This window comes from Streptococcus pseudopneumoniae (assembly GCF_001074565.1).
Taxonomy (GTDB): Bacteria; Bacillota; Bacilli; order Lactobacillales; family Streptococcaceae; genus Streptococcus; species Streptococcus pseudopneumoniae_J.
The window spans coordinates 1-18,441 of the sequence record NZ_JUQX01000059.1 but is presented as its reverse complement, the minus strand read 5'-3'; the positions used below and the strand labels follow the sequence as shown (position 1 = coordinate 18,441).

24 protein-coding genes are annotated in these 18,441 nt (G+C 41.2%); 2 read left to right on the top strand and 22 right to left on the bottom strand.

Going from position 1 to position 18,441, the window contains the following annotated elements; genetic code table 11:
* Positions 1 to 77: 77 nt before the first annotated feature.
* The 14 genes from ADI74_RS08505 to ADI74_RS08440 all read right to left on the bottom strand — a co-directional run bounded on the left by ADI74_RS08505 (position 78) and on the right by ADI74_RS08440 (position 10,189).
* Entirely contained in the window at positions 78 to 1,382 is a 1,305-nt protein-coding gene (locus ADI74_RS08505; RefSeq protein ID WP_049538307.1) for an RsmF rRNA methyltransferase first C-terminal domain-containing protein, read from the bottom strand.
* Entirely contained in the window at positions 1,383 to 2,156 is a 774-nt protein-coding gene (locus ADI74_RS08500; protein ID WP_000448244.1) for an inositol monophosphatase family protein, read from the bottom strand.
* Positions 2,146 to 2,424, bottom strand: a complete 279-nt coding sequence (locus tag ADI74_RS08495; RefSeq protein ID WP_001041963.1) for a UPF0223 family protein — start codon at positions 2,422 to 2,424, stop codon at positions 2,146 to 2,148. Before ADI74_RS08495 ends, ADI74_RS08500 begins: the two co-directional genes overlap by 11 nt.
* Positions 2,425 to 2,826, bottom strand: a complete 402-nt coding sequence (locus ADI74_RS08490; RefSeq protein ID WP_000631261.1) for a Spx/MgsR family RNA polymerase-binding regulatory protein — start codon at positions 2,824 to 2,826, stop codon at positions 2,425 to 2,427. It lies immediately after the preceding gene.
* 220 nt (positions 2,827 to 3,046) lie between these two features.
* The gene (locus tag ADI74_RS08485) at positions 3,047 to 3,664 is read right to left on the bottom strand and encodes a TIGR01906 family membrane protein (protein WP_000850636.1); all 618 of its coding nucleotides are present in this window, start codon (positions 3,662 to 3,664) and stop codon (positions 3,047 to 3,049) included.
* A complete protein-coding gene (locus ADI74_RS08480) occupies positions 3,654 to 4,427 on the bottom strand; it encodes a TIGR01457 family HAD-type hydrolase (protein WP_049538306.1) in 774 nt (257 codons plus the stop codon). The genes ADI74_RS08485 and ADI74_RS08480 overlap by 11 nt, the downstream gene beginning before the upstream one ends.
* Positions 4,428 to 4,437: 10 nt before the next feature.
* Positions 4,438 to 5,175, bottom strand: coding sequence for an acyl-[acyl-carrier-protein] thioesterase (locus ADI74_RS08475; protein WP_049538303.1), 738 nt, complete (start codon positions 5,173 to 5,175; stop codon positions 4,438 to 4,440).
* A 4-nt stretch (positions 5,176 to 5,179) separates the two neighbouring features.
* Positions 5,180 to 6,310 carry a radical SAM family heme chaperone HemW gene (hemW, locus tag ADI74_RS08470; protein WP_049538302.1) on the bottom strand — a complete coding sequence of 377 codons (1,131 nt, stop codon included), beginning with the start codon at positions 6,308 to 6,310 and terminating at the stop codon, positions 5,180 to 5,182.
* 71 nt (positions 6,311 to 6,381) lie between these two features.
* On the bottom strand, positions 6,382 to 6,780 hold the full coding sequence (locus ADI74_RS08465) for a YtxH domain-containing protein (RefSeq protein ID WP_049538300.1): 399 nt from the start codon (positions 6,778 to 6,780) through the stop codon (positions 6,382 to 6,384).
* A gap of 15 nt (positions 6,781 to 6,795) precedes the next feature.
* Entirely contained in the window at positions 6,796 to 7,179 is a 384-nt protein-coding gene (locus tag ADI74_RS08460) for a DUF948 domain-containing protein (RefSeq protein ID WP_049538298.1), read from the bottom strand.
* Positions 7,180 to 7,968, bottom strand: coding sequence for a prolipoprotein diacylglyceryl transferase (gene lgt, locus ADI74_RS08455; protein ID WP_049538296.1), 789 nt, complete (start codon positions 7,966 to 7,968; stop codon positions 7,180 to 7,182).
* Entirely contained in the window at positions 7,961 to 8,896 is a 936-nt protein-coding gene (gene hprK, locus ADI74_RS08450) for an HPr(Ser) kinase/phosphatase (RefSeq protein WP_049538294.1), read from the bottom strand. The genes lgt and hprK overlap by 8 nt, the downstream gene beginning before the upstream one ends.
* A 130-nt stretch (positions 8,897 to 9,026) precedes the next feature.
* The gene (rpsU, locus tag ADI74_RS08445) at positions 9,027 to 9,203 is read right to left on the bottom strand and encodes a 30S ribosomal protein S21 (RefSeq protein WP_000048054.1); all 177 of its coding nucleotides are present in this window, start codon (positions 9,201 to 9,203) and stop codon (positions 9,027 to 9,029) included.
* Positions 9,204 to 9,481: 278 nt separating this feature from the next.
* Positions 9,482 to 10,189: a glucosamine-6-phosphate deaminase gene (locus ADI74_RS08440; protein WP_049538292.1), complete on the bottom strand. Its 708-nt coding sequence runs from the start codon at positions 10,187 to 10,189 to the stop codon at positions 9,482 to 9,484.
* A gap of 147 nt (positions 10,190 to 10,336) precedes the next feature.
* On the opposite strand from ADI74_RS08440, the gene queA reads away from it, so the two are divergent.
* A complete protein-coding gene (gene queA / locus ADI74_RS08435) occupies positions 10,337 to 11,365 on the top strand; it encodes a tRNA preQ1(34) S-adenosylmethionine ribosyltransferase-isomerase QueA (RefSeq protein WP_049538393.1) in 1,029 nt (342 codons plus the stop codon).
* Positions 11,366 to 11,427: 62 nt separating this feature from the next.
* On the opposite strand, the gene ADI74_RS08430 is transcribed toward queA, so the two are convergent.
* From ADI74_RS08430 to ADI74_RS08400, 7 genes are all read right to left on the bottom strand, one after another.
* Entirely contained in the window at positions 11,428 to 12,135 is a 708-nt protein-coding gene (locus ADI74_RS08430) for a B3/B4 domain-containing protein (protein ID WP_049538290.1), read from the bottom strand.
* A 13-nt stretch (positions 12,136 to 12,148) separates the two neighbouring features.
* Complete coding sequence (locus ADI74_RS08425; RefSeq protein ID WP_049538289.1) at positions 12,149 to 12,601, bottom strand: MarR family winged helix-turn-helix transcriptional regulator; 453 nt, start codon at positions 12,599 to 12,601, stop codon at positions 12,149 to 12,151.
* An 89-nt stretch (positions 12,602 to 12,690) separates the two neighbouring features.
* Complete coding sequence (locus ADI74_RS08420; protein WP_049538287.1) at positions 12,691 to 13,575, bottom strand: YihY/virulence factor BrkB family protein; 885 nt, start codon at positions 13,573 to 13,575, stop codon at positions 12,691 to 12,693.
* Positions 13,576 to 13,604: 29 nt separating this feature from the next.
* On the bottom strand, positions 13,605 to 15,659 hold the full coding sequence (locus ADI74_RS08415) for a cation:proton antiporter (RefSeq protein ID WP_049538285.1): 2,055 nt from the start codon (positions 15,657 to 15,659) through the stop codon (positions 13,605 to 13,607).
* Positions 15,660 to 15,670: 11 nt separating this feature from the next.
* Positions 15,671 to 15,925, bottom strand: a complete 255-nt coding sequence (locus tag ADI74_RS08410) for a hypothetical protein (protein WP_000361094.1) — start codon at positions 15,923 to 15,925, stop codon at positions 15,671 to 15,673.
* Positions 15,918 to 16,475 carry a tRNA (mnm(5)s(2)U34)-methyltransferase gene (locus ADI74_RS08405; RefSeq protein WP_049538283.1) on the bottom strand — a complete coding sequence of 186 codons (558 nt, stop codon included), beginning with the start codon at positions 16,473 to 16,475 and terminating at the stop codon, positions 15,918 to 15,920. Before ADI74_RS08405 ends, ADI74_RS08410 begins: the two co-directional genes overlap by 8 nt.
* Entirely contained in the window at positions 16,459 to 17,415 is a 957-nt protein-coding gene (locus tag ADI74_RS08400; protein WP_000867018.1) for a TIGR01212 family radical SAM protein, read from the bottom strand. Before ADI74_RS08400 ends, ADI74_RS08405 begins: the two co-directional genes overlap by 17 nt.
* A gap of 91 nt (positions 17,416 to 17,506) precedes the next feature.
* Here ADI74_RS08400 and ADI74_RS08395 point away from each other — a divergent pair, with 91 nt between their 5' ends.
* Positions 17,507 to 17,866, top strand: coding sequence for a DUF3397 family protein (locus ADI74_RS08395; RefSeq protein ID WP_049538282.1), 360 nt, complete (start codon positions 17,507 to 17,509; stop codon positions 17,864 to 17,866).
* 132 nt (positions 17,867 to 17,998) lie between these two features.
* On the opposite strand, the gene ADI74_RS08390 is transcribed toward ADI74_RS08395, so the two are convergent.
* Positions 17,999 to 18,441: Cna B-type domain-containing protein (locus ADI74_RS08390; RefSeq protein ID WP_049538280.1), on the bottom strand; the 443-nt coding region annotated here is incomplete at its 5' end.

Here is an 18,441-nt window from a genome sequence, read left to right as displayed (position 1 = left end):
ATAAGTAAAAATGAAAGACTATCAGAAAAAACTCATACTTCCAATATAACATAGAATAGATTCTTTGACTAGCTTTTTCACTTGAATCTGAGGCCTTTTGGATAATAATTTTTTAAAACATTTCCAGTAACTTTTGCAAAGCCCAGACCGTTTCCATGAACCAGAACTTGATACCAGCCATTTGGTAGACTTTCAGCTAGCTGAACTGTTTCACCAGCCACATATTTTACAAAGTCCTCACCATTGATTTCGACCCTTTGTTTTACTTGACTTGGTTTCAAGGCTAATCCCAGAGCAAAGCTTGGTTCGAAGCGTTTCTTCTTAAAAGTCCCCAGATGAAGTCCATTTCGGGCAATTTTGAGTTTTCCTAGATCAGGTAGCATCTCTGGCAGGAGATAGAGCTGATCTCCAAAAGTTTGCAAGATACCAGTTAGATTGACTCGCAAATGTTTTTGGGCAAATTCTTGCCACAGAGCCAATTGTTCACGACTGAGATTGCTCTTGCTGGCTTTGAACTTAGGTGCTGGATTTTGTCCCTTAAACTGCAAATGGGCAACAAACTGGCCTTCTCCCTTAAAATGGTGAGGGTACATCCGAGCCGTTTCAGGAAGATCAATTCCTGCTACCATACCGTTCACATGCTCGACTGGAAGCAATTCAAAATCATAAGTATCCAGCAACCAGTGGATGATTTCTTCATTTTCCTCTGGTGCCCAAGTACAGGTCGAGTAGACCAAACGGCCACCCTCAGCAAGCATGGTCACTGCATCTTCTAAAATTTCTCTTTGGAGACTGGCACATTGGCTAGGATAATCGGTACTCCAATAATCCATGGCATCGGGCTGCTTACGAAACATCCCTTCACCCGAGCAGGGGGCATCAAGGACAATCACATCAAAGTAACCTTTAAAAACCTTGGCCAAGCGGTCAGCAGATTCATTGGTCACGACAACATTTGTCGCTCCAAATCGCTCCATATTTTCTACTAAAATCTTAGCACGCTTACTTGAAATTTCGTTGGAGACAAGGACTCCTTGATTAGCCAGATAAGCTGCTAGTTGAGTGGATTTTCCACCTGGTGCTGCCGCCAAGTCCAAAACCTTCATACCGGGAAGGGGTTGAGCTACCTGGGCCACCATTTGGGCTGCAGGCTCTTGCGAATAAACGAAACCTGTCACGTGCTCTGGTGACTTCCCAGAAACCTTACCATAATACCCCCAAGGTGTATTGGGAATAGCATCAGCAAACGATAACTGACTTTCTTTTAAGGGATTGACCCGAAAAGCCGAAACCGCTTCTTGTTTAAAAGAGGCAAGAAAGTCTCTTGCCTCATCTTCTAGTATCGCTTCATATTTTTCAACAAATCCTTCTGGAAATTGCATTTAGTTTTCTTTCCTTTCGTAGATATAAGACTGAATCTCTTCTTGCATCTCGATTGGCACCATCATGACAGGCTGACGCGTTTTAAAATCAGCGGGCTCACCTGATACCGTAAGAAGACGATAACCCAGACTTTCCCCTAAGATACTGGCCGCAGCGTAATCCCATGGTTGCAGGTAGGTAATATAAGTCAGAAGACGACCACATAAAACCTTGGCAAAACTAATAGCCGCACTGCCATAGACACGGACTCCCAACGCTGCTCGACCCAAATCCGCCAAGCCCCACTCATTGCTTTCAAACATACCTGAGTTACCGGCAACTAAAAATTCTTGAAGAGGTTTCTTTTTAAAAGGCGGTAAGGGCTCATTATTGCGAAAAGGAGGAAAGGCACCACCACCATGGTAACAATCCCCTTTCATGACATCATAAATGATACCGAATTTCCCAACCCCATTCTCAAAGTAGGCCAACATCACGGCAAAATCTTCCTTCTGGGCGACAAAGTTATTGGTACCATCAATGGGATCAATCACCCAAACATTCCCCTGGCCGACTGCCGTACGCAAACAGCCCTCTTCCGCGCAAATCAAGTCTTCTGGATAAGATGCTAAAATTCTACCAACCAAGAGATCCTGAACTTCCTTATCCAAACGCGTCACCAAGTCGGTAGGTGAAGATTTTCGCTCGACCTGCAAATCTTCTTGCATGTGGGCCAAAATGTAATCTGCAGCTTCCTGCACAATCTGTTTGGCAAATTCAAATTTAGTTTCCAAGAGAAATCTTCCCTTCTCTTTTTTCTTTTGCTAATTGAACTGCATGATAGAAGGAATAACCGCTCGCTGTCTCAAATTCGCGACCTAAGCGTTTTTCTTCGCTTTTGCTCGGAACCACAGACTTAAATTTCTTGTAGGAATCTAGCAGTTTTTTAGCTTCTACCTTGTCTTCATAGGCAGCTTCAACATCATTAAAAAAAGAAAGCACTGAAGCAAGTTCTTCAGTGCTCCACGACAAATCTAGTGGGTAACTATACTGTTTGTTCATCTATCCTATACCAGCTCTCAATGTTGCTTCTTTTAGTTCTTGTTTACGGTAACTACGAGGGAGAAAAGCACGAATCTCATCTTCATTAAAACCGATCTGCATGCGTTTGGTATCTATAATAATTGGGCGACGCAAAAGACTAGGATATTGCTCAATCAACTGAAGCAACTCCGATACCGAGATACTCTCTACATCAATATCCAATTTTTGAAAAATTTTTGAACGAGTTGAAATGATGTCATCAGTACCATTTTCGGTCAAGGAAAGAATATGTTGTAATTCTTTTCTTGTTAAAGGACTAGTCATAATATTATGCTCTTGAAAGGGCACTTTATGCGTCTCTAACCAAGCCTTTGCCTTACGACATGATGTACAACTCGGTGATAAAAATAGTGTAATCATGCTTTTCTCTTCTTTTATCTATACTTGCTATTTCTATTATACAAAAAAATAAAGCGCTTGACTAGGTATTTTTAGAAAAAAAGCCTATTTTTTCATAGAAAATAGACTGTTTTCTGCAAAAATCTCCTGCTTTGCAAGTTTATCTTTAGGATAACCTAACAATAAATAGGGAGTAGAGCAACTTCTCTCGTTTTTTATTAAAAATACAGAACTTTTTCCACTATTTCCTTGAAGCTTTAGCAAGAAGGAAACCAAACATTCCTTCATATAAAACAAAGAAAAGTACAAAGGCGTGGAGAAAGAAAGTCTCTGGCAAAATCCAAATAACGGGATCCTTTGCTGGATCAAAAAGCCAGGTATCATCTCCCACAAAGAGAATCTGATGGAAAAGAGTAAAGAATTGCTCAAAACCAATCAACACTCCTACAAGGCCAATGACTAGAGGTAGTAGCACTAGAATCAGGATACTTTTACGATATAGGGGTAGAAATCCTTTTTTCACAATCTTTCTAACAAAGAAATAGAAACTTGGTAATGTCAATAAAGTGAGTAACTGAACCAAGTGGAAGAGATTCTTCACCACCGCAAAGTGGTGTAGACCTGCTGCTGATGAACGAAAATCTGGCATCTCTAAGACCTGACTAAAGGGATTAGTCAGGTAATTCATCAAGATATGAAAATTGTACTGAATGGTTTCTGGCTTTAGATAGACTCGATCCGCTAAGTTCAGCCACTCAATTTCCAAAGGATAGAAAATCCATGTCAGATAAATGGTTAAGAGAATAGACAGGGAGAGGAGAAAGAGCATACTTCCCCAAAAGGTCAGTTTAGTTTTCATCAAAATTCCACTCCGCAAGGCTAGAAACTACATGAGTTGGTGCAATTGGCAGGTCCGCCACTTCTTCTGCTTTGGTAAAACCTGTCGTCACCAAGAGCGTTGGAATGCCATTGTCAATCCCTGCTCGGATATCTGTCAGGTAGTTGTCCCCAACCATGAGCAATTCTTCTCTTTTCAAGCCTAAGTGCTCAACCGCCTTGTCCATGATGATAGCATTTGGTTTCCCGATATAAACTGGTTTTACCCGTGTTGCTACTTCAAGAAGTGTAATTAGTGAACCAGCACCAGGCAAGAGACCACGTTCCGTCGGGATATTGAGGTCAGGATTGGTTCCGATAAAGTGAGCACCCTTTTGAATGGCTAGAGTTGCTGTCGCAAATTTTTCATAGTCGACTTGCCAGTCCAGTCCAACTACCACATAGGCAGGATTTTCCTTGTCTTCCACATAACCAGCAGCCTGAATGGCATCCTTGAGTCCTGCTTCTCCGATGACATAGACTGTCTTTTCCAGTCCCAAGTCATTCATATAGTCGATGGTTGCCAAAGTTGCCGTGTAGACAGTTGATAAAGGCGTGTTGATATTAAAATTCTTAGCCAACATCTCTTGAACGCTCTCAGGAGTACGAGTTGTATTGTTGGTTACAAAGAGATAAGGAATTTCTCGCTTTTGCAACTCATGGACAAAAGCCTCTCCTGCCGGAATTCGGTCTTTCCCCTTGTAAATGGTTCCGTCTAAATCAATTAAATAACCTTTATAAGCCATATCGCCCTTTCTAATTGCCTTCAATTTCTTGCCACGTAATCATAGCTTGGGCATTTATCTCGCCATCACTGATAATCTCATGCTTGCTTTCTAGTCCCTTGAGTTCATAAGCTGAAGCAATCATACCACCTGGTCGCACTTCTTTGACATATTTGAGATTGATTTTCTTTGGAATATACTTGGTCAAAAAATCTGCTCCCATGACTTCAAAAATCCAATCCAGGTATTTACTGTTGTTAACATGACCATTCATATCCAAGTCGTAAAAACGAACATGGTAGTCTTTACTGATCGAGTTTTCTAGATTTGCATACTTTGGCCCACGGATGAGTTTTTTATCAAACTCAGACTGGTAAGGCGCAACAATCTCAGGCTCGACTCCATGAACTTTTCGACTATCGCGGTCCATGAGAACAAAGGTTGCCAACATGCGAATCATTTCTTGACCAGCTTCATCGTAGAGAGTGAAGCGGCGATAGCAAAAGAGACGATTATAGCTCAAAGCTTCCGTTTCAATCGTAATCTCTTCAGCAAAGTGAGGCAAACGTACCACGTCAATCTCATAATCCGTGATAATCCAGACCAGATTGTAGCGTTCCAAGACGTCCTTGTCACTGACTCCCAGCTCAATCGATTGCATACCTGATACTTGCAGGGACAGCAAAATCACATCTGGCAGCTTGATATGACCGTTCATGTCCGCCATATCAAAAGGAATTTTCATTTTCATTTGATAAGTTAAGCCCATTGTTCTACTCCAAAATAAATCGTTCTGCTACAGTGTCTCCTAAAAAGAGACCCCTCTTTGTCATTCGGACACGATCACCATCGATCTGCATAAGACCTTGTTGAACCAAGTCTCTGACAATTTCTCCATATAGTCCTTCAAAGGACCGTCCGAATTTTTCCTCAAATCGTGTCATGGAAACCCCTGATTTCTTGCGGAGTCCCAGAAACATTTCTTCTTCCATCTGCTCCCTTTGACTCAGGTGTTCTTCTGTAATGCGAGCATTTCCTGCCTCTACTGCGTTGAGATAGTGGCGGATTGGACCGTGGTTTTTATAACGCACCCCATTCACATAACCTGAAGCGCCTGCACCGATACCATAATATTCAGCATTGTCCCAGTACATGAGATTGTGGCGGCTTTCAAAGCCAGGCTTGGAAAAATTGGAAATCTCATAATGCTCAAAACCCGCTCGCTCCAGTTCTGCGATGATGTACTCAAACATCTCCGCTTCTAACTCTTCCTTGGGTAAGGGCAATTTCCCTCGACGCATACGATTCATAAAGACCGTATGATTCTCCAAAATCAAGCTATAAAGACTCATATGAGGAATGTCAAGCGAAATGGCTTTAGCCACATTGTCCTTGACCTGAGCCATAGTTTGACCAGGTAGAGCGTAAATCAAATCGATGGAGATATTATCAAAGCCAGCCAGTTTGAGGCGGTCGATATTTTCATAAATATCCTTTTCCAAATGACTGCGCCCAATCTTTTTCAGCATCTTGTCATCAAAAGTCTGCACACCTAAGGAAACACGATTGACTGGCGAGTTTTTCAAAACCGCAATCTTATCAGCGTCCAGATCTCCTGGGTTAGCTTCAATGGTTAATTCTTCTAAGACCGACAAGTCCAAGTGTTTAGTCAAGCCATCCAAGAGCACTTCTAGTTGTGAAGCTGACAGGGCTGTTGGTGTCCCACCTCCAATATAGAGGGTTCGCAATTTTTGGATATCATAAGAACGAAACTCTTCTAGCAGATGCTCCAAATAACTATCTACTGGTTGATTCTTAATAAACACCTTTGAAAAGTCACAATAATAACAAATCTGTGTGCAAAAGGGAATATGCACATAGGCTGATGTTGGTTTTTTCTGCATAGTATTTATTATACCACAAAGACAGGCTGCAGATAAAAATCACCATCTCCAGAACCAGAGATGGTGATGTTTTATTCTTCTGTAATATCAATAATAATCTCTTCTTCGTCTTCTACGATATCTGGAGTTGCTGGCTGTTCTTGCCATTGCTCCTTGAGATTGTTAAAGGTTTCTTTTGATGCTTCTGTCGCTTGTCGTGCACATGTTTTGGCTTGATCAAGGACACTGTCAAAAGTGATTTCACCAGATTCTACTTGTTCCTTTGTTTTCAGCACAAAGTTCGTTGCCAGTTCCTTCACTTCTGTCAATTTCTCACAGACTTGCTCTTTGGCATATTCTGGATCTTCTCTCAAATCATCTAGAAAATCTTGAGCTTGACTGCAAACTTGCTTGCCCTTGTCACTGGTTAAGAACAAGGCCAGAGCTGCACCTGAAACTGTTCCTAAAAGGATAGAGGATAGTTTTCCCATAAGATTTCTCCTTTTTTATTTTTTGAAAAATTTACTTGCGACACGGAGTGCAGATAATCCAGCACCCGTCTTAAGTGTTTTTGATCCAGCTGATGAAGCTTTCTTGCTCAAGACACGCGCTTGACTATTGAGGTCAGACACTGACTCAGACAAGTCTGCTACGGCCGTAAAGAGTGGGTCGATAGTCGCAACCTTAACATTGATATCGTCAACCAAGACATTAACTTTTACCAACAATTCATTGGTATGATGTAAGGTAACATCTACATCTGAAGACAAGGTTTTAATGGTTTTCTCCGTCTCATCAATCATTCGACCTGCTTTTTGAATGGTGATCGTCAGATAGACTAAACAAACGATCAAAGCAATGGCAACAAGAATATAAGCAACTTCTAACATTTAGTTTTCCTCCTCTGTATGATAGAAAGGGGCTTTCTTTCGATTTTGATAAAGTATGATAAAAATACCGAGTCCGATAAGGATAACTGATAACCATTGGGAAACTCGCAGACCAAAGAACATGAGGCTGTCTGTCCGCATTCCTTCGATGATCATACGACCAAAACCATACCAAATCAAGTAGAAAGCAGTGATATGACCACGTCTGATTCCCTTCAATTTTCGTCTAAAAATCAGAATCAAAGCAAATCCAACCAGATTCCAAACCGACTCGAATAGGAAGGTTGGCTGACGGTAACTCCCATCAATATACATCTGATCACGAATGAAGCCTGGCAAATAATCCAGACTGTCTACCGCTGCACCGTAGGCTTCTTGGTTAAAGAAATTTCCCCAGCGGCCTAAACTTTGGGCAATCAGAACGCTCGGCGCCGCAATATCTAGAAAGTCCCAAGTATTGATGAGTTTTCTATCTGCAAAGATATAAAGTACAATAGCTCCTGCTATCAAACCACCATAAATGGCCAAACCACCATTCCAGATGGCAATCACATCACCCGGATTTTGAAGATAGTAATCTAAACGGAAGAGCACATAGTAAAGTCTGGCACCTAAAATTGCAACAGGAAAGGCAATTAATATAAAATCTAGAATGTCATCTGACAGAATCTTCTTCTTAGGAGCTTCTTTCATGGCAAGATAGACTGCCAAGACCAAGCCTGCCACAATACATAGGGCATACCAACGAATGGAAAAAGGTCCGATTTCAAATGCAACTGGATTAATCATGTTTCACCTCATTTTGAGCGATCAGATTTGTCAAACGTTCTTCAAATAAACGCGTCGCATCAAAGCCCATTTCCTTAGCACGGTAGTTCATGGCAGCCGCCTCAATAACAACAGAGATATTGCGTCCTGTTTTTACTGGGATACGGATACGTGGAATAGCTACACCAGAAACTTCTAATTCTTCGGCATTGTTTCCTAGACGGTCAAAAGTCTTATGGGTATCGTAATTTTCCAAATAGACAGCCAGTTGAACTTGCGAAGAATCTTTTACAGCGCTTGCTCCATAGAGACTCATAACATCGATAATCCCAACTCCACGAATCTCAAGTAGATGCCTTAAGATTTCAGCCGGTTCTCCCCAAAGGGTCATCTCATCCTTAGAATAAATATCGACACGATCATCCGCTACTAGACGGTGGCCACGCTTCACGAGTTCAAGACCTGTCTCACTCTTACCGATACCACTATCCCCTTGGATCAAGACTCCCATGCCATAGATATCCATCAAGACACCATGTACACTGGTACGTTTAGCTAAACGGGAATCAAGGTAGCTAGAAAGTTCTCCAGATAAACGGCTGGTTGCTGTCCGACTGGTCAAAATCGCAATCCTGCATTCTCTAGCAGCCTTCAACATTTCTTCTGGAACCACCAAGCCACGGGCTACGATGACCGCTGGTGTTTCTGGCAGAAACATTTTTTTCAAAACTTGATAACGGTTTTGAGAAGGCATACTAACCAAATAGGACCACTCCTTCATCCCCAAAAGCTGGATCCGTTCTGGAGTGTAGTAATCAAAATAGCCCGTCATTTCAAGACCAGGTCTCGTAATGTCCGCTGTGTTGATTTCTTTTTCGAGCAATTCGCCTTCGCCGTATACAATATCTAGTCTGAGCTTTTCAATTACTTCTCTTACTAAAACCGACATAATTTCCTCCTTCAATCGAGTTCTCCTTACTATTATATCAAATTGTAGTTGGAAGTTTCCTTTTTTTGCAGGATTTACAGTATTTATTTAAAAATAAAAAGACTAGACAAGTCTAGCCTTTCATTTCAAATTAGAATTTTTTACGTTTACGAGCTGCTTCTGATTTACGTTTACGTTTTACAGAAGGTTTTTCATAGAATTCACGTTTGCGTGTTTCTTGAAGAGTACCAGCTTTAGTAACCGCACGTTTGAAACGACGAAGTGCATCGTCAAGAGATTCATTCTTACGTACTACTGTTTTAGACATTTTTTTCACTCCCTTCAAGTTCAAGATCTATTCTATTTTACATGCAAAATGAATAAATGTCAAGAGGAAAACTGCCATAAACTTATATTATCTTCACTTTCTTCCCTAGAAAGAACCAAATTGTTACAATAGATACCGTGATACCTATATTTAAAATCTGCACTGTCAAGAATTTTCTCCGTTATCCACTTACAATGAGAGCTTGGTGGTTGTTAAGCGATATCAATTCAAGATCTCAAAAACCACTCACTCCAAAGAGCAAGCGGTTCTTGTACTTTTTATTTTTCAAGTAAGCTGAGCGCTGCTGCATCCGCAATAATCGTCACGTCAGGGTGGTTTTGTAGGCTACTTGCTGGCAGACTTTCAGTTACTGGGCCTGACACTGTTCCAGCAATGGCTTCTGCTTTTGACTCACCATAAGCAAAGAGAAGGATAGACTTGGCATCCAAGATGTTTTTAATTCCCATTGAAATGGCTTGGGTTGGGACGTCTTCAATCTTGTCAAAGAAGCGAGCATTAGCTTCGATGGTAGACTGGTCAAGTTCGACTAGATGCGTTTGACTGTCAAATGGAGTACCAGGCTCATTAAAGCCGATATGTCCATTGCGACCAATTCCCAAGATTTGCAAATCAACAGGATGGTCAGCCAAAATTTGATTGTAGCGTTCTACTTCTTCTTCAGCATTATCCTTAACACCACGTGGCAAGAAACTTTCTTTAAATGGTTTTTTGTTGAACAAGTTTTCTTGCATGAAGTAACGGTAAGACTGTGGATTGTCCCCATCAAGCCCTACATACTCATCGAGGTTTACACTGGTTAGATTTGAAAAATCAAGGTCACTCTCAACGATTTCCTTGTAAAACTCAAGCGGACTGCTCCCTGTCGCAAGTCCTAATGTTTGAGCACCATTGGCCAACTTTTCCTTCAAAATTTCAAAAGCCACTTTTCCACCTTCAATTTGGTTTTCAACTTTAATAACTTTCATTTTATATCCTCCATATTTCTATATTCATTATATGGTATAGACCAATTTTTGTCAAGTGAAAACGATTTATTTTCCAAAAAAAGAGCGTCCAAACTTGAAACATGTTATAATGGATAAAATTAGAAGTTAGAAAGAATGATGAAAAAAATGAATACAGCTGATTTTGATTTCCACTTGCCTGAGGATTTGATTGCCCAAACACCACTTGAAAAACGTGATGCCTCCAAGCTCCTCATCGTAAACCGGGAGAGGGGAGAAATGCAGGATAAGCACTTCCACTCCATCATCGATATGTTGGAACCAGGTGATGCCCTTGTCATGAACGACACCCGTGTTCTCCCTGCCCGCCTTTATGGTCAAAAGGAAGAAACAGGAGGTCATGTGGAGCTTCTCCTGCTCAAAAATACTGCTGGAGATGAGTGGGAGGTTCTCGCTAAACCTGCCAAACGCCTCAAGGTCGGTACTCGCGTCAGCTTTGGAGATGGTCGTCTCAGCGCTGTCGTTACGGAAGAATTGACCCACGGAGGCCGTATTGTCCGCTTTGAATACCAAGGAATTTTCCTAGAAGTTTTGGAAAGTCTAGGTGAAATGCCATTACCGCCTTATATCCACGAAAAACTGGATGACCGTGAACGCTATCAAACGGTCTACGCTAAAGAAAGTGGCTCTGCTGCTGCACCGACTGCTGGACTGCACTTTACCAAAGAACTGCTAGCAGAAATCCAAGCCAAAGGTGTTCATCTAGTCTATCTCACTCTCCATGTCGGACTCGGAACCTTTAGGCCCGTTTCTGTTGACAATCTGGATGAACATGAAATGCACTCAGAGTTCTACCAACTTTCTGATGAAGCAGCAACCACCCTTCAATCTGTCAAGGAAAATGGAGGCCGTGTCATCGCTGTTGGAACCACTTCGATCCGTACACTAGAAACCATCGGCTCTAAGTTTGACGGACAAATTCAAGCAGATTCTGGATGGACCAATATCTTTATCAAGCCTGGCTATGAATGGAAGGTCGTGGATGCTTTTTCAACCAACTTCCACCTCCCCAAGTCAACTCTCGTTATGCTGGTCTCTGCCTTTGCAGGCCGTGAATTAGTCCTAGATGCTTACCACCATGCTATTCAAGAACACTACCGCTTCTTTAGCTTTGGGGATGCCATGTTTATCTATTAAAAATAGCTCGGCCGTTTCTCAAGGGAATTTCCTCCCCAGAGAAATGACTGAGCTATTGATGTTTAAATGACTAATTCCGTATTTTCAGCAGTAAGGTGAGTCAGTTCCCCTTGAACTCCAAAATAGTCTTTCACCAAATCCTGTAATTCTTCCATGGCAGCCCGAGCACGTGTTGCCTGTTCAGCATTGATCGCTTCAATCACTAAGACAGCATCCTTTGTCTCTTCTGTCAACATGGTTCTCTGTGCCTCTCTCCAGTTGAGACAGCGACAAACAGCTCCCTCATCATCATAATAGATGATTTCTTCAGGTAAAGCAGGCGCATCGCTTTCAGCTCCTAGTGGGAAAAATGATTCACCTCCCTTGGCCTTTCCAAGACGAAGATGACCAGCAATTTTTTCCAAATCTTCACCACCACAGGGAACCGCATAAGATAATGAAACACTATTATAGATATCTACTAAAGGATTGATGGGATTGAACTCTCTTCCCTGACTGACCCGCTTAAGTAGGGCTTCAATCGAAGAACGAGCACCTTTTTTCGTTTTGAACTTGCTGAAAGCCTGACGCCATTCTTGAATGACCTCATTTTGTGTGAAATTATCATCTGAGATATACTCCTCAGCTCGCTTGGCTCCCTTGTCTAGCAAAGATTTGAAATAGGGATCCTTGCTTTCATCAACTGTATTGTCTAATCCCTTTACTACTAGAACACTAATCTGTGCTTCTGGAAACAAGCTCCAAAATTCATTTTCAACGATAACTTTCATCTTCCACCTCTTATTATAAATAATCTCTTTTCTGGCCTTTTTTGACCATATCCCAATCACTTGTAATATTTTTTCTAATCCGAATTAGTAGACTCTCCAGTTCATTGGCTTCTTCCTTAGAAAATCCCTTTAAGGCTGAATTCTCCGAGTAGTGACGTTCAGCTAGAATAAAAGGATAGAGACTCTCACCTTTTTCTGTTACAAACCACTCCTTATTTTTCCGATTATCCACAGCTGCTCTTTGCTCTATCAATCCCTTTTCTTCTAGCTTTTTTACAGAACGGGCAACAGTTGAGCGATCAACCTTTAGCAAATCTGATAAAGCTTCTTGGATAATACCTGGATTTTCCTTGATTCGAACCAAATAAAGATACTGACCACGAGCTAGGTCTATATCACGAAATTCGATATTGGCAATAGAGTCCAAGGCACGGGCTATAATTCCGATTTCGCGTAATAACGACATGTTTCCTCCTTTCGCATCTATGATGATAGAATAGCATATTTTTATTGCATTTGCAACAAAATACGCTTTGTAAATAAAGCGTATTTTTATTATTCCCCATTCTTTAAAATGGATGTGTTACCACGAAATCTTGGATCCTTCAAACTCTGAACACTGGCATTGATAACTGCCCCGATAATCAAGATTTTAGCAATGAGAATAAACCAGAACATCATGACTACCACGATAATGGAACTGAAAAATCGGACGTCAACTAGATGATTGACATAACTATTGACATAAACAGAAAAGATATTCAATAAAAAGATAAGAGTTAGCAAGACAAAGACACTTCCTGGTAAAACATAGCGGATTCGTGGTGTTTTTACTTTTGGAAGGAAATAGTAAATCATGACTAGAATGGCAAAGATCATGGCATAGACCAGAGGACCTGTAAAATCTTGCAGGTAAGAGAATAGCGGACTGTCTGATTGCCAGTAAGTTTTGAGGAGGTTGAGCAACATACGACCAAACATACTCAAAAACAAGGCTAGGGCAAAAAGAATCTGCAAGCCGAGGCTAACAAGCAAACTCATCAACTGATGGGAGATAATCCCTCGACTTTTGGTCACCCCATAGGCTTTGTTAAAAGCTTTTTGGAGGAAATCCATTGATTTTGAAAAGGTCCAGAGTGCAGATAAAACGGCAAAACTCAGCAAACCAGTCGATGGTTGAGTCAGAACTTCTCGGACAATCTTAGCGACCACATCATACACCGTATCAGGCAAGAATTCCTTGATTGTAAGTAAGAAATTTGAGACCGGAATCTGAAAATAAGGCAAAATATTGACCATTATCATTAGCAAAGGAAAGATTGAAATCAACCAATAGTAGGCAACCGCAACACTGGTCAACTCACTATCAGATGCTTGATAATAATGCAAAAAAGCTTTCAATAAGGGCCTGCCCATCAGCTCTTTCCACCACTTTTTCATGTCCCATCCTCCGTCATTTTCTTCATCATCTAAGTTCTTCTGATTAAATCTACCATATCATAAGGCAAGGTATTTGCGGCCTCTTTCAGAGAATAATTCTCTAAATTATTCACATTTTGGCGTAATTTTTTGGCATACTTGGCCGTTATCAATTTAGCTTCTTCGTATTCAAAGATTGCCTTACGTTCGAGATAGTAGCCTCGTAGCATTTCATCGATATTGTTTGGCTTGATGCGATTGATAACCCGCTCAACAAAGGCACCACTTCCGATAATGGCCGTCTCGCGTAGACGAGACTCTTGCATAAAGCTAATCAGAGAACTCTTGTAAACCCCCTTGAGGTTTTCCAAACTCTCGATAATCAGCTCGGTATTTTCCAAATACAACTCTGAAATCTGATCATAGTCAACTGCTAGTAGTTTACGAGATTCTTCATTCATCCAACTGCGAAAGGTCTTACCAAAGGTAAACATTTCATGGAGTAGAAAGCGCAGTATCCGTAAGGAAACTAGGAAGTAATAAGTCACTCTAGAAGCGAAATTCCGATTGATACTCTGCTCCATGTTTTTTAGGTAACGCTGGTAAACTCGATAGCTACGCTCACCAATTCTATTTTCCTCGTAGGCTTGCTCCAAACCGTCACTCTCAATACTCAAGATAAGGAGCTTGAGGGACTCCCAGTCCTCTTGGACTCTCTTATTTTCCAGACTAAGGATGAGGTTTTCAATCCGACCATGATAATTATCAATAGCTGCATAAAGAGGAAGTTTGTTTTTGTGATGGTCCAGTTCTTTTTCTAATTCTGCAGCTACATCATTCAGAATCGCTATATGCATCAAATGATCCTTGCTTTCCTCTTGTTCTTCAGATAAGTGAGGGAGAACCAGTAAACCCGTTAAAAAGCTTAATAGTGTAACGCCTGCTACTAGGAAGAGCAACAGAGGATACTCCTGCTCCAAATGACTTGGTATGAGGAGAATGGTCGCGATAGATACTGTCCCTTTGACACCAGAGAAGGTCAAAAGAAGCATATCTTTCATGTACTTATGAATTTTTTTCTTAAGTCGACTCGTTCTCAAAAAGTAAAAACCAGCAATCATGACAAATCGGATCGCAAAAAGCAAGAAGGTCAGAACGACAACTGAAAGCAGTAAAAGAAGGGGATTGTAGAGAGAATTAGACAAGATCGGCTCTGCTATCAACTCTAATTCCATTCCCAAGAGAACAAAGACTGATCCATTTAGCATAAAGGTCACGGTGTGCCAAACGGTCTCCGTCACGGTGTCTACCTGAGCCTCAAGGAGCGTAATTTTCTTAAAACGACTGGCCTTCAAAATACCTGCAACCACTACTGCGATAATCCCTGAAACATGAAACTCTTCTGCGATAAAAAAGGTCATGAGTGGCAAACTTAGCTCTAGCAATAATTCACTGGCTATATCTATCGCTCGCACACTTAATAAAAAGGTATGCAAAAAACGATTGATCATAGCCGTCACAAAACCGACTACAAAACCACCAAGGATAGAAAACGCTAGGGAAGTTCCAGCTTGGCTGAAAGAAAAGGTTCCTGTTGTCCAAGCAGCAAGAGCCATCTGAAAGGCAACCAAACCAGAAGCGTCATTTAAGAGCCCTTCCCCTTTTAGGATATTAGAAACCCGTTTAGGAAAACGAAAACGTTCAGAAAGAGACGCAAAGGCAACCAAATCTGTTGGCCCAAGTGCCGCTCCAACTGCTAAACAGGCAGCCAAAGGAAGAGTCATCCAAAGGAAGTGAGCCATGCCCCCCAAGCTTAAGGTCGAGATAAAAATCACAGGAAAAATCAGAAAGACAACAATCCGCCAGTGCTTCAAAATGGACGTAATATCAGCTTCTTCTGCCTCCCGGAAAAGTAAGGGACCAATAACCATGGCTAGAAACAGCTCTGTATTGAGATGAAAGTCCGCATCGGGAACAAATAAGCCAATCCCAATCCCCAAAAGGATTTGCACAAGAGGAAGGGGTAAAAATGGGAGAAGTTTATTGGTCGTAGTTGAAATGATTAAGACAAATAAAAATAGAATCAAGTAAATGAGTAATTCCACACAATTCCTCCTTAATCTTTTTTACAACAAGATTCAAAAATCTCCTTTTGCTCTTGAATTTTCTGATCAATCTTGGAACAGTCTTTGTGCTCAATTTTTTTCTGGCATCGTTCCATTTCAAGAGCCACTAATTTTTTCTTGATTTTAAGCATTTTCTTGCTCATATGTGCTTCGTCGAGCACCCCGACTGCTCGCTCGTGATGCGTTGACTCGACAAAATTTTGGCGCATTGCCTCAAGCTTCTCACGAAGGTATTGTTTATCCATGTCTATACCTTTCTAATTTTTCAATCATAACTAAAAACGGTGGATTGTTAACTTGGTTGAGAGTCCGATAAATGGTAGCTGTATACTCTTGTTGGTTCAACTGGCTAACAAAATCCAATACAGCATCCCTCTCGGTATCTCCTCCTTCATGACCATAGTAGATCATGATGGCAATCCGTCCTCCTTTGACAAGCAAATGACACAGCTTTTCTAAGGCTTCGATAGTAGTCTGAGGTTGGGTGATGACGGATTTGTCAGCAGAAGGCAAATAACCCAGATTAAAAATCCCTGCTTTAGCTTCTGTCACAAACTGATCAAGTGTCTCATGACCTTGCAAGATTAACTGGACATTCTCTAAACCTACCTCATTTAAACGCTCTTGGGTTTTCTCCAAAGCCTGCTCTTGGATATCAAAGGCATAGACTTGCTTGGCTAGCTTGGCTAAAAAAAGGGTATCATGACCATTGCCCATGGTCGCATCCACTACGATATCCTCTTTTGTCACGACTTCAGCCAAAAAATCATGTGCCATCTCAAGTGGTCTTTTCATTTTCAAACTCCTGTTTTACAGCCTTGCATCCTTGAACACTGCCGCGGCGTCTCATTTCAGTTTCAATAGCATTTAGCACTTCCCATTTATTGAGGCTCCACATGGGACCAATCAGCATATCTCTAGGCGCATCTCCCGTGATTCGGTGGATGACGATATGCTTAGGAATAATTTCCAGTTGGTCACAGATGACCTTGACATACTCGTCCTGACTCATCAGTTGCAAGCGTCCTTCGTGGTAATCTCGTTGCATACGAGTATTTGTCATGAGGTGAAGCAAGTGCAGTTTAATCCCTTGAATATCGTTATCCGTTACGCAGCGGCGGACATTTTCGATCATCATCTCATGAGTCTCACCGGGCAAACCATTGATCAAATGGGAAACAATCTCAATCTTGGGATATTTCCTCAAGCGTTTTACCGTTTCAACATACAATTCATAGGAATGAGCACGGTTAATCAGGTCAGATGTTGCTTCAAAGGTGGTCTGCAAGCCCAATTCTACCGTCACATGCATTCGTTCTGATAACTCAGCCAAATATTCGATGGTTTCATCAGGTAAACAGTCTGGGCGCGTTCCGATATTGATTCCTACTACACCTGGCTCATTGATAGCCTGCTCATAGCGCTCCCGAATCACTTCCACCTTTTCATGGGTATTGGTAAAGTTTTGAAAATAAACCAGATACTTTTTAACATCTGGCCACTTGCGGTGCATAAAGTCGATTTCCTTATAAAATTGCTCACGGATAGGGGCATCTGGTGCTACAATGGCATCTCCAGAACCCGAAACCGTACAAAAGGTACAGCCCCCATGAGCCACAGTTCCATCGCGATTAGGACAGTCAAACCCCGCATCAATAGGAACTTTGAAAGTCTTTTCTCCAAAGAGTTTTCGATAATAATCATTCAAGGTATTATAAGATTTCATAACTTTCATTATAACAAAAATCACTAACAATCTCAAAAGCCTGACTTTCCTACAAATTCCCTTGTTTCTCATTTCCTTTAGCGTTTTTTTATGATACAATATGGGTATGATTTTAATGAAAATAGCATCTATTTTATTATTGATATTAACCTTGGTGGTTTGCTTTATTGTCACCAAGTTTTTCGGACTTAGGAAAATAGGATTTAATTTCGCGGATCTAGCTTTTCCACTTTTGGTATTCGAGTACTACCTTATCACTGCTAAAGCCTTTACCCACAACTTTCTACCGCGACTTGGCCTAGCACTTTCACTCCTAGCAATCCTCCTAGTTGTCTTTTTCCTCCTCAAAAAACGAAGTTTTTATTACCCTAAATTCATCAAATTCTTCTGGAGAGCTGGTTTTCTCCTAACCTTAATCATCTATATAGAAATGATTGTCGAATTGATGATGATAAAATGATCACTAACCCTGTATTTAATTACCGGGTTTTTCTTTTACTCCTTTACCTAAAAAGACCAGAGGAAGCCTCTGGTCTTTTTATCACAGGTTAAACCTAAGAAAATAAATGAAAACTATCTTTCTCACGCTAGATTATTTATTTTTACGGCTTACAAAGTACAATCCACCAGTCAATGCCATCAAAGCAAGCCCTGCAACTACTGCTGCGTTAGATGCTTTTTCACCAGTGTTAGGAAGTTGAGGTTTTTGTCCTGGTTTTCCTGGTTCATTTGGTTTACCTGGTGTTGGTTTTTCTGGAGTGTGCGTATTTGTAACGTTCCTACCATCTTCTTTTGCTGTGTACCCTTTCACAGTGCCAACTTCTTTGACAGTGTACTTGATTTCTTGACCATTTGCGTAACGATCAAGCTCAGTAAACTCGAAGGCCCACTCGTTGTCTGAAAGAGCTGTTGCTTTTGTAACAGTTACAGTCTTACCAGTTTCTTTACCGTTGGCAAGAAGTGCTACAGTAATTGAGTCTGGACGAATACCGTCTTTGTTATTAGCATCATCCCAGATCTTCTTACCTTTTACAG